This window comes from Pseudomonas cucumis, from assembly GCF_030687935.1.
GTDB lineage: Bacteria > Pseudomonadota > Gammaproteobacteria > Pseudomonadales > Pseudomonadaceae > Aquipseudomonas > Aquipseudomonas cucumis.
This window is the reverse complement of record NZ_CP117454.1, coordinates 71,908-84,855: the sequence shown is the minus strand read 5'-3', so window position 1 is coordinate 84,855 and position 12,948 is coordinate 71,908. Positions and strand designations below refer to the sequence as shown.

Here is a 12,948-nt window from a genome sequence, read left to right as displayed (position 1 = left end):
TACCGACTTTCTGGCGACGCCATGACACGCTTCCGGCCGGGCCTCGTGCCGACCCTGGTGGTCGCGATGCTGCTGCCTTTGCTGGTGTCACTCGGGTTCTGGCAGTTGAGCCGGGGCGCGGAGAAAAGCGCGTTGCTGCAAAGCTACGCCGAGCGCCGGGCGGCCGAACCGATGGCCAGCACCGAACTGCAACACACCCAAGATCCGGCCTTCCGCCGGGTTCGCCTGCATGGCCAGTTCGATGCCGAACACAGCCTGCTGCTGGACAACCGTCAGCGCGACGGCAAGGTCGGGGTCGAGTTGCTGCAACCGTTTCAGGACCGGGCAACCGGGCTGTGGCTGCTGGTCAATCGCGGCTGGTTGCCGTGGCCGGATCGGCGCACACCGCCGTCATTCACCACACCGACCCAGGCATTGAGCCTCGACGCCTGGGTCTACGTCTCCCCCGGCGCAACGTTCCAGTTGCACGCCGACCCAGACGCCACGACCTGGCCACAACTGGTCACCGCCATTGAACCGGCCAGGCTCTGGGCGGCGCTTGACCGTGACGGTTTCGCCTACGAATTACGCGCGCAAAGCGGTCCCGCGACCTACCAGGCCGATTGGCCGGTGGTGGCCATGGGACCGGAAAAACACGTGGCTTATGCCGTGCAGTGGTTCGCCCTGTCGATAGCCCTGCTCGGCCTTTACCTCTATCTCGGCTGGCACAACGCAAAGGAGAACAATAATGGGAGCGGTCATGAATCCACCCGGCATGTCTGAGGCGAAAACGCCGGTAAATCGTCGGCGCGGGCGCTTGCAGCTGTTATTGATCCTGTTGGGAGTGATCGGTCCGATGATCCTCGCCACCGGCATGTACAAATTGCAGTTCTGGGTGCCGGAGGGCCGCAGTTATCACGGCGAACTGATCGGCAATGGCCAGACCCGCGCCGACATCGGCGTACCGGCGCAAGAAGACCGCTGGCAGCTACTGGTGACAGCGCCCAAGGACTGTTCGGTGGACTGCCAGCAGCTGGTGTATCTGGCGCGCCAGATCCAGATCGGCCTCGGTCGCGATGCCTCCCGCGCCAGCCATGCGCTGGCCATCGCAAAGCCGCTGAACAGCGATTACGAGACTAAACTTCAACGTGAATATCCGCAGCTGCAACGTTATTCACTGGACCCGCCGACCTACATCAAAGGCGCTCAAAGCAATGACACGCCGCACCTGTGGATCATCGACCCTCACGGCAATCTGGTGCTGCGCTACGACCCGACGGTGAAGGGCAAGGACCTGCTCAACGACCTGCGCCATTTGCTGAAACTGTCGAACATCGGATAAGGGCATCGTAATGGCCAAACCTGGATTTCGCCTCGCGCTGTTTGCCACCTTGCTGGCACTGATTGTGGTGTTGCTCGGCGCCTACACGCGCCTGACCCATGCGGGTCTTGGCTGCCCGGACTGGCCCGGCTGCTACGGCTTTATCAGCGTGCCGAACAGCGAAGCCCAACTGGCCCATGCCGAACTGCATTTCCCCGACGCGCCGGTAGAAGCCAACAAAGGCTGGAACGAGATGCTCCATCGCTACTTCGCCGGCACATTGGGGCTGCTGATCGCGGTGCTGGCGGGCCGCGCCTGGACCCATCGTCATCACCCGGGGCAGCCGGTGAAACTACCGTTGTTTGTGCTGGCGGTGGTGTTCGCCCAAGCGGCGTTCGGCATGTGGACGGTGACACTCAAGCTCTGGCCGCAAGTGGTCACCGGGCATTTACTTGGCGGCTTTGCGACCTTGAGCCTGTTGTTTCTGCTGACCTTGCGCCTGTCCGGCGTGTTGCCGGCGCTGACCGTGCCTCGACGTTTGCAGCACTGGGCAACGGCCGGGTTGTTGCTGGTGATCCTGCAAATTGCCCTTGGTGGCTGGGTCAGTTCCAATTACGCGGCGGTGGCCTGCATCGATTTTCCGACTTGCCACGGGCAATGGCTGCCACCGACTGATTTCGCCAACGGCTTTCACCTGACCCAACACATCGGCCCCAATTACCTGGGCGGGCAACTGGACAGCGATGCCCGCACCGCGATTCACCTGACTCACCGTATTGGCGCGTTACTGGTCACCCTCGTTCTGCTCGGTCTGGCCTGGCAACTGAAGGTCGTGGGCATGACGCGCCTGGCCGCCATGGTGTTGATCGCCCTTGCCGTACAAATCACCTTGGGCATCAGCAATGTGGTGTTCCACTTGCCGCTGCCGGTGGCCGTCGCCCACAACGCCGGCGGTGCAGCGCTGTTGCTGACAATGGTGCTGGTCAATTATCACGCGCGAACCAGTCTGGTTCGGGTCAAGCATCAGCCCCCAGTACGCTGGCGTCTCAGCCTGCGTAAACACTCGGCCGGGCCCATAACAATAAAAGGAGAAATGCCATGGCGACCCTGATCGGCGAACGTCACAGTCAGGCAATCTGGCGCGATTACCTGGAGCTGACCAAGCCGAAAGTGGTGGTGCTGATGCTCATCACCTCGCTGGTCGGCATGTTTCTCGCGACGCGCGCCGGGGTGCCGTGGACGGTGCTGGTGTTCGGCAATCTGGGGATTGCCTTGTGTGCCGGCGGTGCGGCGGCGGTTAACCATGTGGTGGACCGGCGCATCGATGCGGTCATGGCTCGGACCCACAAACGGCCCTTGGCCGAAGGTCGGGTTTCTCCTACCGCTGCGCTGACTTTCGCTCTGGTGCTGGCGGTGCTCGGCCAAGCTCTGCTGCTAGCCTTCACCAACCCGTTGACGGCGTGGCTGACACTCGCCTCCTTGCTCGGTTATGCCGTGGTTTACACCGGTTTCCTGAAACGTGCGACGCCGCAGAACATCGTCATTGGTGGCCTCGCCGGTGCGGCCCCGCCGCTGCTCGGCTGGACCGCCGCCACCGGTCATGTCACCGCCGAACCGTTGCTGCTGGTACTGATTATCTTCGCCTGGACCCCGCCGCACTTCTGGGCGCTGGCGATTCATCGCAAGGAGGAATACGCCAAGGCTGACATTCCGATGCTGCCGGTGACCCATGGCGAGCACTACACCAAAGTCCACATCCTGCTTTATACCTTTGCACTACTGGCCGTCAGCCTGATGCCCTACGTGATCCACATGAGCGGCGTGCTCTACCTGATTTGTGCCCTCGCACTGGGCGCGAGGTTTCTGCAATGGGCCGTGGTGCTGTACCGTGGCACTCGGCCGCACGCGGCGATCAACACGTTCAAGTACTCTATTTACTACTTGTTCCTGCTGTTTATCGCGCTGCTCGTAGACCACTACTTACTGTTGAACCTATGACTCGAACCCAGAAAACCGTCTTCATTCTCGTCGCCTTGATCGCGCTGATCCTGGGCCTGACCATCAATAAAGTACTGACCGGAAAAAACCAGGGCGACCCGACGGCACTGATCGATGCGGGGATCATCCTGTTGCCCCAAAGCCGTAACCTGCCAGACGTGAAGATGACCGATCAGGACGGTAAGCCGGTGGCGGTCAACGAGCTGAAAGGCAAATGGAGTCTGTTGTTCTTCGGCTACACCTTCTGCCCGGACATCTGCCCGACCACCCTCGCCCAGCTGCGGCAGATCAAGAGCGAACTGCCGGCGGATGCTGTGGACAAGTTGCAGATCGTTTTGGTCAGCGTCGACCCGAACCGCGACACGCCCAAGCAACTCAAACAGTACCTGGGCTACTTCGATCCGCAATTCATCGGGCTGACCGCATCCTCGGTCGAAGACCTTCAGAAACTGGCCAATGCGGTGAGTATTCCGTTTATTCCAGCGGACACCAGCAAGCCTAATTACACGGTTGATCACAGCGGCAACCTCGCGGTGGTCGGACCGGACGGGACTCAGCGCGGGTTCATACGCGCACCGTTGAACAACCAGAAACTGGTGGCGCAGTTGCCGGTGATGCTCAAGCGCGAATAACCAACACGAAACCCTGTGGGAGCGGGCTTGCCCGCGATGACGGAGCATCATGCAATATTGATGTCGACTGTTTCACCGCCATCGCGGGCAAGCCCGCTCCCACAGGTACGGTGTTTCAGACGCAAAAAAGGGGCGCAGTGATTGCGCCCCTTTTTCGTTTACGTCAGCTGATCAGAACGCCGGCAATACCGCGCCTTTGTACTTTTCGAGAATGAAGGCTTTCACTTCCGGGCTGTGCAGGGCAGCAACCAGTTTCTGCATCGCTGCGCTGTCCTTGTCGTCCGGACGGGCAACGAGGATGTTCACGTATGGCGAGTCGTTGCCTTCGATGACCAGCGCGTCCTTGGACGGATCGAGCTTGGCTTCCAGCGCATAGTTGGTGTTGATCAGCGCCAGGTCGACCTGAGTCAGCACGCGCGGGATGGTCGCGGCTTCCAGTTCGCGGAATTTCAGGTCCTTGGTGTTCTCGGTGATGTCCTTCACGGTCGACAGGATGTTGTTCGAATCCTTCAACTTGATCAGGCCAGCCTTCGCCAGCAGCAACAGCGCACGACCGCCGTTGGTGGCGTCGTTCGGGATCACCACGTTGGCGCCGCCCGGCAGCTCGGTCAGCGCTTTGTACTTGCTGGAGTAAGCGCCCAGCGGTTCCAGGTGCACACCGGCAACGCTGACAAGGTTAGTGCCCTTGGCCTTGTTGAACTCATCCAGGTACGGCTGGTGCTGGAAGAAGTTGGCGTCCAGACGCTTCTCGGCCACCTGCACGTTCGGCTGGATATAGTCGGTGAATACCTTGACGTTCAGGTCCACGCCTTCTTTGGCCAGGGCCGGTTTAACAAACTCGAGGATTTCCGCGTGTGGTACCGGGGTGGCCGCGACGGTCAGGGTGTCGGCAGCGTGTGCGGAAAAGGCTGCAACGGCAGCGAACGCGACGAGTAGTTTTTTCATTCAGCTAACTCCTTGTGAGGCGCCCGTTTGGCGCCTGCCAGCGAATGGCCGGCTCATGACTTATTTACGTGAGAAGTGGACAACCAATTTGTCACCAACGGTTTGCAGCACTTGTACCAGCATCAGCAGCAACACAACCGTCACAACCATCACATCCGTCTGGAAACGCTGGTAACCAAAACGGATCGCCAGATCGCCCAGGCCACCAGCGCCGACCACACCGGCCATTGCCGTGTAGGACACCAGTGTAATCGCTGTCACCGTAATCGCCGCGAAGATGCCCGGGCGGGCTTCTGGCAGCAAGGCATTGATGATGATCTGACGTGTCGTCGCGCCCATGGCCTGGGTCGCCTCGATGATGCCGCGATCCACTTCACGCAAGGCGGTTTCCACCAGTCGTGCGAAGAACGGCGTGGCCCCCACCACCAGCGGTGGAATCGCACCGGCGACACCCAGGGAGGTGCCCGTGATCAACACAGTGAACGGAATCATCACGATCAGCAAAATAATGAATGGCAGCGAACGCAGAATGTTCACCACCAGCGACAGCATCGCGTACACGCCTTTGGCTTCCAGCAACTGGCGCGGGCTGCACAGGAACAACAGCACGCCCAGCGGCAATCCCAAAAGCACGGTGAACAACAGCGAACCGCCGAGCATCAGCAGGGTGTCGCCGGTGGCCAGCCAGATTTCGTACCAGTCGATATTGGAAAAGAAACTCGTCAGGACTTCCATCAGCGCAGCACCTCCATGTGGACGTCAGCCGCAGTGAAGTGCGCAAACGCCGCTTCCATGTCGCCACCGGTGACGGCCAGGGTCAATTGCCCGTAAGGGACGTCTTTGATGCGATCGATACGACCGGCCAGGATGCTGTAGTCCACACCCGTTTCCCGGGCGACGGTGCCCAGCAACGGCGCGTAGGTCGCTTCGCCCTGGAAGGTCAGACGCACGATGCGCCCCGGTACGTGAGCGAAGTCGTCGCGCTGTTCGCTTTCGTCAATCTGCTCGTCTTCCTGCACGAAGCGCTTGGTGGTCGGGTGCTTGGGATGCAGGAATACCTCGGCCACCGAACCTTGCTCCACGATCTTGCCCGCATCCATCACCGCCACCTGATCGCAGACCCGACGGATCACATCCATTTCGTGGGTGATCAGGACGATGGTCAGTTTCAGCTCGCGGTTGATCTCGGCCAACAGTTGCAGGACCGACGCCGTGGTTTGCGGGTCCAGGGCACTGGTGGCTTCATCGCACAGCAGGATCTTCGGTTTGGTTGCCAGGGCGCGGGCGATGCCGACACGCTGCTTCTGACCGCCAGACAGTTGCGCCGGGTACTTCTTCGCATGGTCAGACAGGCCGACCCGCGCCAGCAACTCCGCCACACGCCGGTCGATTTCGCTACGGGACAGTTCACCGGCGAGTGTCAGCGGCAGCGCGACATTGTCGGCCACGGTTTTGGACGCCAGCAGGTTGAAGTGCTGGAAAATCATCCCGACCTGCTGACGGAAACGCCGCAGACTATTGGCGTCCAGCGCGGTGACTTCTTCGCCATCGACGATGATCTTGCCGCCACTGGAGTTTTCCAGGCGGTTGATCAGACGCAGCAGGGTACTTTTTCCCGCGCCGGAATGGCCGATCAGGCCAAAGACCTGACCATTCTCAATCGTCAGACTGGTCGGATGCAGGGCGGGAATATCCTTACCGGCGACGCGGTAAGTTTTGTGGACGTTTTGAAACTCGATCACGTAGCGAACCTTGTGGGGCGCGTTAGAAAAGGATCAGCGGTTAGCCGGGCGCGCATTTTAGCCTGTCCGTATAGAGGTTATTAGCATTTATTCCGCATTCAACCTTCCATTTGGCAATAACGCGATCAAAGGTCATAAAAAAGGAACGGCTAAAAACCTCATCAGTCACTAATTAGGCAACTCGAAAACGCCCCGATGCCGTGTCTGGGGTATTGCTCAAGAGTCCTGGCTACGGCGGGAATCGCAACGAGGAGTTTACGTCTGATGAGTACTAAAAAGCCTGCCGCTCCCAAAGGCGCACTGGCCGGGACCGATACCCTGGACCGCAGCAACACCAACGCCAAGCTCGACAGCCTGGAAAAATTTCGCTCCGATGCCACCGAACAGGCCTTGCGCACCAACCAGGGCGTGAAGGTCGCGGACAATCAGAACACGTTGAAGGCCGGCGCCCGCGGGCCGTCGTTGCTGGAAGACTTCATCATGCGTGAAAAAATCACGCACTTTGACCATGAACGCATTCCCGAGCGCATCGTCCATGCCCGTGGCACCGGCGCCCATGGTTACTTCCAGGCATATGAAACCCATTCCATACTGACCAAGGCCGGATTCCTACAAGACCCACATCAAAAGACTCCGGTTTTTGTGCGCTTTTCCACGGTGCAAGGTCCGCGCGGATCAGGCGATACCGTGCGGGACGTACGAGGTTTCGCGGTGAAGTTTTTTACCGACGAAGGCAACTTCGATCTGGTGGGCAACAACATGCCGGTGTTCTTCATTCAGGATGCGATCAAGTTTCCTGACTTCGTACATGCGGTAAAACCCGAACCCCACAACGAGATTCCTACCGGTGGTTCGGCCCACGATACTTTCTGGGACTTTGTTTCTCTGGTGCCGGAATCCGCACACATGGTGATGTGGACCATGTCCGACCGGGCAATCCCCAAAAGCCTGCGCACCATGCAGGGCTTCGGCGTGCACACGTTTCGCATGATCAATGCCGAAGGCAAAGCACGCTTCGTCAAATTCCACTGGCGCCCTGCCGCCGGCACCTGCTCGCTGGTGTGGGATGAGGCGCAGAAGCTCGCCGGCAAAGACACCGACTTCCACCGTCGTGATCTCTGGGAGGCCATTGAGACGGGGGATTACCCGGAATGGGAATTGGGCGTACAGGTTATCGAGGAAGAAAGCGAACATGCCTTTGATTTCGATATCCTCGACCCGACCAAACTGATCCCTGAAGAAGTGGTGCCGATCACTCCGCTGGGCAAGATGGTACTCAACCGCAACCCGGACAACTTCTTCGCCGAAACCGAGCAGGTCGCCTTCTGCCCCGGGCATATCGTGCCGGGGATCGACTTCTCCAATGACCCGTTGCTGCAAGGTCGGTTGTTTTCCTACACCGATACGCAGATCAGCCGACTGGGTGGGCCGAATTTTCATGAGATCCCGATCAACCGTCCGGTTTCACCATTCCATAACGGTCAACGGGATGCGCAGCACCGCACCACCATCGACAAGGGACGCGCTTCCTACGAGCCGAACTCCATCGACAGCGGCTGGCCGAAGGAAACCCCACCAGCCGCGCAGGACGGCGGTTTCGAGACTTATCCGGAGCGCATCGACGCTGTGAAAATCCGTCAGCGCAGCGAGTCGTTCAGCGATCACTTCTCTCAAGCGCGGCTGTTTTTCCACAGCATGAGCAAGCACGAGCAGGAACACATCATCGCCGCTTACAGTTTTGAGCTGGGCAAGGTCGAACGCGAATTTATTCGCGCGCGACAGGTGAATGAGATCCTGGCCAATATCGATCTGGAACTGGCCAAACGCGTGGCACAGAACCTGGGCTTGCCGGTACCTAAGGCCGGAACGGTCGAGGTGCGCAAAACGTCACTCGACCACTCCCCCGCCCTGAGCCAGGCCAACCTGCTGTCGGGGGATATTAAAACCCGAAAAGTGGCGATTCTGGCGGCCAATGGGGTGGATGGTGCGGCGATTGATGCGATGAAGAAGGCTCTGATGGCCGAAGGCGCGCACGCCAAACTGCTCGGTCCGACCTCGGCCCCCGTGACAACCGCCGATGGCAAAACGCTGCCGGTGGATGCGTCGATGGAAGGTTTACCGTCGGTGGCATTTGACGCGGTGTTCGTGCCGGGTGGCGCAGCGTCGATCAAGGCGCTGAGTACCGATGGTGTAGCGCTGCATTACCTGCTGGAAGCCTATAAGCACTTGAAAGCGATTGCGTTGCATAGCGAGGCCAGGCAGTTGTTGGATGTGTTGAAGCTGGAAGTGGATGCGGGGGTGATCGTGGGTAACGATGCCAAGTTGTTCCAGGCGTTTTTTGCCGCGATCGGTCAGCATCGGGTGTGGGAGAGGGAGCCTAAGGCCAAGGCGGTTCCGGCTTGAGGGTCTTTATCGAGTAGGAGGACGCCTTCGCGGGCAAGCCTCGCTCCCACAGGTGCAGCGTAAATCCTATAGGAGCGAGGCTTGCCCGCGAAGCGTTTAAGGCTTGCGCGGACTCAGAACCATCTGCGCCGGAATGTTGCGCAGAATCTGTTTCTCCAGCTTCAGATCAAACTCCGAATCCAGCTTCTTCACCCGTTTGGTCAGCAGCGTGGCCAGCCATGGGTAATCCTGGGTGCGCGGCACCTGAATGCTCACGTCGCACTGGTAATTCACCACATCGGCGGCGATGGCATCCAGTTGACGACGGAGCTTGCTCATATCGGTGAGATTCAATGCCACCGTGGTGCTTTCAGCCGTCGGGTCGATGACTTTGGCCTGAGGTTTGGCTTCGGCAGCCTTGAGAGCCGCTTCGGCTTTATCCAGTTCAGCCTTGCGCGCATGGACAATGGCGCTGTTGACGCCACCGGTCAGCGCCGGGGCCTTGGGCATCAATACCCGGGCACGGCTGAGGGCGGTGGCTGCTGCATTCACATCACCTTTTTGCAACACGATCTGGCTACGCAGTAAATAAGCTTCGGCCAATTGCCGCTGGTATTGCTCAAGGGATTGATCGTTGGGCGACTCGGCCTGCAAAGCCGCCAATTGTCCTTCGGCGGTGGCCAGTTCGCTGCTGGCCAGGCTTTGTTCCAGCTGTGCGATAGCCGTGGCCCGCGCATCGGGGGCCTCGGTGGCCGCCGGTGGCGTGCTTTGGCAAGCGCCCAGCAGCAGCGAAAATGCGACAAGGAGCAGATAACGGGAGGCGAACAGCTTCATTCCTGCGACTCTCTATTTGCGCAAAAAACGAGCAAGTCTACACCCCTCGACGGGGCAGGACAAAACTCAGCAGAAACAGCGCGGCGGCCGTCACCACAATCGACGGGCCGGCCGGTGTGTCCTTGAACCAGGACAACGCCAGCCCGCCACACACCGCGAGCATGCCCAGCAGGCTCGCGCCCAGTGCCATCTGCTCCGGCGAGCGGGCGTGACGCTGTGCCGCAGCCGCCGGAATAATCAGTAACGAAGTAATCAGCAACACGCCGACGATTTTCATCGCCACCGCAATCACCACAGCGATCAGCAACATCAGGGCCAGGCGCAACGCCGCCACTGGCAAACCTTCCACTTTGGCCAGTTCTTCGTGCACCGTGATCGCCAGCAAAGGTCGCCACAGCGTGACCAGCAATGTCAGAACCGCCGCGCTACCGCCGAGGATCCAGGCCAGATCGGTCGGACTGATCGCCAGCAAGTCGCCGAACAGATAGGCCATCAGGTCGATCCGCACTTCATGCATGAAGCTTAGTACCACAAGGCCCAGAGAGAGCGTGCTCGGTGCGAGAATTCCCAAAAGCGTGTCGGACGCCAGTGGCTGCCGTTGTTGCAACGTCACCAGCAATACCGCCAGTAACAAGCAGCCTACAGTGACCGCAACGGTCGGGCTGACATCCAGCAGAAAACCCAGCGCCACGCCGAGCAGCGCCGCGTGGGACAAGGTGTCGCCAAAATAGGCCATGCGCCGCCAGACCACGAAGGAACCCAACGGACCCGCGACCAGCGCCAGGGCCAGACCTGCAAGCAGGGCATAAAGCAGAAAATCAGCCATGCTTGCAGCTATCTCCATGAACGTGAGTCAACGGGACCGCGCTGACCACCGAGCCATGCAGGTCGTGGGCGTGGTCGTGATGGTGGTGATATATCGCCAGGCTTTGTGCGTTTTTTCCGAACAGCTCGACGAATGCCGGATCGCCGCTGACCTGCTCGGGATGCCCGGAACAGCAGACATGGCGATTCAGGCACACCACCTGATCGGTGGTGCTCATCACCAGATGCAAATCGTGAGAGACCATCAAAACGCCGCAACCATGACGGTCGCGCAAGCGTGTTATCAGGCTGTAGAGCTCGGATTGACCGGCCACATCGACGCCTTGCACCGGCTCATCCAGCACCAGCAGTTCCGGCTCGCGCAGCAATGCACGCGCTAGTAGCACCCGCTGCATTTCGCCACCGGAAACACTTTGTACCGGGCTGTCGATGACCTGTTCGGCGCCGACTTCCTTGAGGGCGGCCAACGCGCGAGCGCGGTCCACGCCCGGCACCAGACGCAAGAAGCGCAGCACCGACAGCGGCAGGGTCGGATCGACATGGAGTTTTTGCGGCATGTAACCAACGCGCAACTTTGGCTTGCGCCAGACGCTGCCGCTGTCCGGTTTCAACAGGCCGAGCACCGCGCGCACCAGCGTGGTTTTGCCGGCACCGTTGGGGCCGATCAAGGTGACGATCTGCCCCGGCTCGACGCTCAGCTCGATGTTGTCCAGTACGTTTTGCCCGGCAAAGGTGACAGCCACCTGCTCGAGGCGAATCAGCGCGTTGCTCATCACGCCCCCTGGCAACCCGAGCAGAGACCGATCACTTCAACGGTCTGGGCCTCGACGATAAATCCAACATCTTTGGCGCTATTGATGATCGCGTCGCTGATGGATTTCTGTTCGAGTTCGATGGCGGCGTGGCATTCGCGGCAGATCAGGAACTGGCCCTGGTGAGCGTGTTCCGGGTGATTGCAGCCGACAAAGGCGTTCAGCGAGGAGATTCGGTGTACCAGGCCGTTTTCCAGCAGGAAATCCAGCGCGCGGTACACGGTCGGAGGCGCGGCGCGGCGGCCGTCCTGCTCGCTGAGCACCGCCAGAATGTCGTAGGCACCCAACGGTTTGTGGCTTTGCCATACCAGTTCCAGCACCCGTCGACGCAAAGCGGTCAGACGCAGCCCCTGACGTGCGCACAAGGCATCGGCCTCAGACAATGCGCTATGAACGCAATGAGAGTGGTCGTGGGGACGGCTGGCAATCGGTGTTTTAGGCATGAGCGGCGACGAGTTTTGTGAGAGACGTTATTATGTTACCCGTTCTCGCCTCTTCGAGTGGTCATCGTGTCCCGAATTTTTTCTATCTTCGTCGCATTTTTAGCAACTTTCCTGCTGATCGGCTCTGCTCAAGCCGAAGTCAAAGTCCTCACCAGCATCAAGCCCCTGCAGCTGATCGCCGCTGCGGTACAGGACGGTATAGCGGTTCCGGAAGTCTTGCTGCCGCCCGGCGCTTCGCCGCATAACTATGCCTTGCGCCCATCCGACGTACGGAAAGTGCAATCGGTGGCGCTGCTGTACTGGATCGGCCCGGACATGGAAGGTTTCCTGCCTCGCGTGCTGAAAGGTCGTACGCTGCCCAGCATTGCGGTGCAGGATTTGCCCGGCCTGAAACTGCGACATTTCGCCGAAGATAACCACTCCGACGCCGAAGAAGCCGATGAGCATGATCACGATCACCGCCCCGGCAACCTGGATGCGCATTTGTGGTTGTCACCGATCAACGCCCGCGTGATCGCCACCAAAATGGCCAACGATCTGAGTGCTGTAGATCCGGCCAACGCGGCGCGCTACCAGAGCAACCTCATGGCGTTCGATCAGCGTCTCGATGCTTTGGACCTGCGCCTGAAGGCCCGTCTGGCGGGTATCGCGGGCAAGCCTTACTTCGTGTTCCACGAAGCCTTCGACTACTTCGAAGACGCTTACGGCCTCAAGCACACCGGCGTGTTCAGTGTCGCTGCCGAAGTGCAGCCCGGTGCCCAACACGTGGCAGCGATGCGCACGCGGTTGCAGGAAGTCGGCAAGACCTGCGTGTTCAGCGAACCTCCGCTGCGCCCACGCCTGGCAGAAACCCTGGTGGCCGGGTTGCCGGTGAAACTGGCGGAACTGGATGCGCTGGGCGGATACACGCCAGCGACTGCTCAGGGGTATGAGCAGTTGCTGGAAAAGCTGGGGAATGATTTGGCGGGGTGTCTGGAGTCGTTGTAGTTCCGAAAATTGTGTCGCCCCCAATCGCGGGCAAGCCACGCTCCCACC

General features: G+C 59.9%; 14 protein-coding genes. 7 read left to right on the top strand and 7 right to left on the bottom strand.

The genetic code is table 11. The features are described 5' to 3' along the window. The first annotated feature begins 21 nt into the window (after positions 1-21). The 5 genes from PSH97_RS00380 to PSH97_RS00360 are packed head-to-tail and all read left to right on the top strand — an operon-like array spanning position 22 to position 3,930. Positions 22-762, top strand: a complete 741-nt coding sequence (locus PSH97_RS00380) for an SURF1 family protein (RefSeq protein ID WP_305447659.1) — start codon at positions 22-24, stop codon at positions 760-762. Further along, the gene (locus tag PSH97_RS00375; protein WP_305447658.1) at positions 728-1,321 is read left to right on the top strand and encodes a hypothetical protein; all 594 of its coding nucleotides are present in this window, start codon (positions 728-730) and stop codon (positions 1,319-1,321) included. The genes PSH97_RS00380 and PSH97_RS00375 overlap by 35 nt, the downstream gene beginning before the upstream one ends. Before the next feature lie 10 nt (positions 1,322-1,331). Further along, positions 1,332-2,411: a COX15/CtaA family protein gene (locus tag PSH97_RS00370; RefSeq protein ID WP_305447657.1), complete on the top strand. Its 1,080-nt coding sequence runs from the start codon at positions 1,332-1,334 to the stop codon at positions 2,409-2,411. Next, entirely contained in the window at positions 2,399-3,298 is a 900-nt protein-coding gene (gene cyoE, locus PSH97_RS00365) for a heme o synthase (protein WP_305447656.1), read from the top strand. Before PSH97_RS00370 ends, cyoE begins: the two co-directional genes overlap by 13 nt. Beyond that, entirely contained in the window at positions 3,295-3,930 is a 636-nt protein-coding gene (locus PSH97_RS00360; protein WP_305447655.1) for an SCO family protein, read from the top strand. The genes cyoE and PSH97_RS00360 overlap by 4 nt, the downstream gene beginning before the upstream one ends. A 171-nt stretch (positions 3,931-4,101) precedes the next feature. Here PSH97_RS00360 and PSH97_RS00355 read toward each other — a convergent pair whose 3' ends face one another. The 3 genes from PSH97_RS00355 to PSH97_RS00345 are packed head-to-tail and all read right to left on the bottom strand — an operon-like array spanning position 4,102 to position 6,617. Beyond that, positions 4,102-4,875, bottom strand: a complete 774-nt coding sequence (locus tag PSH97_RS00355; protein ID WP_305447654.1) for a MetQ/NlpA family ABC transporter substrate-binding protein — start codon at positions 4,873-4,875, stop codon at positions 4,102-4,104. A 60-nt stretch (positions 4,876-4,935) separates the two neighbouring features. Next, complete coding sequence (locus PSH97_RS00350) at positions 4,936-5,610, bottom strand: methionine ABC transporter permease (RefSeq protein WP_305447653.1); 675 nt, start codon at positions 5,608-5,610, stop codon at positions 4,936-4,938. Then, entirely contained in the window at positions 5,610-6,617 is a 1,008-nt protein-coding gene (locus PSH97_RS00345; RefSeq protein ID WP_052963570.1) for a methionine ABC transporter ATP-binding protein, read from the bottom strand. Before PSH97_RS00345 ends, PSH97_RS00350 begins: the two co-directional genes overlap by 1 nt. A gap of 264 nt (positions 6,618-6,881) precedes the next feature. Between PSH97_RS00345 and katE the strand changes: the two genes are divergently transcribed. Further along, complete coding sequence (gene katE / locus PSH97_RS00340; RefSeq protein ID WP_305447652.1) at positions 6,882-9,020, top strand: catalase HPII; 2,139 nt, start codon at positions 6,882-6,884, stop codon at positions 9,018-9,020. A gap of 96 nt (positions 9,021-9,116) precedes the next feature. Here katE and PSH97_RS00335 read toward each other — a convergent pair whose 3' ends face one another. Genes PSH97_RS00335 through zur form a run of 4 tightly spaced genes read right to left on the bottom strand, consistent with a single transcriptional unit; the run spans position 9,117 to position 11,913 of the window. Beyond that, positions 9,117-9,833 carry a PA5502 family lipoprotein gene (locus PSH97_RS00335; RefSeq protein ID WP_305447651.1) on the bottom strand — a complete coding sequence of 239 codons (717 nt, stop codon included), beginning with the start codon at positions 9,831-9,833 and terminating at the stop codon, positions 9,117-9,119. 37 nt (positions 9,834-9,870) lie between these two features. Then, entirely contained in the window at positions 9,871-10,659 is a 789-nt protein-coding gene (gene znuB / locus PSH97_RS00330) for a zinc ABC transporter permease subunit ZnuB (RefSeq protein ID WP_305424437.1), read from the bottom strand. Continuing rightward, positions 10,652-11,431, bottom strand: coding sequence for a zinc ABC transporter ATP-binding protein ZnuC (gene znuC / locus PSH97_RS00325; RefSeq protein WP_305447650.1), 780 nt, complete (start codon positions 11,429-11,431; stop codon positions 10,652-10,654). Before znuC ends, znuB begins: the two co-directional genes overlap by 8 nt. Beyond that, positions 11,431-11,913, bottom strand: coding sequence for a zinc uptake transcriptional repressor Zur (gene zur, locus PSH97_RS00320; protein WP_007902861.1), 483 nt, complete (start codon positions 11,911-11,913; stop codon positions 11,431-11,433). Before zur ends, znuC begins: the two co-directional genes overlap by 1 nt. A gap of 66 nt (positions 11,914-11,979) precedes the next feature. Between zur and PSH97_RS00315 the strand changes: the two genes are divergently transcribed. Next, the gene (locus tag PSH97_RS00315) at positions 11,980-12,900 is read left to right on the top strand and encodes a zinc ABC transporter substrate-binding protein (RefSeq protein ID WP_305447649.1); all 921 of its coding nucleotides are present in this window, start codon (positions 11,980-11,982) and stop codon (positions 12,898-12,900) included. Positions 12,901-12,948: the final 48 nt, after the last annotated feature.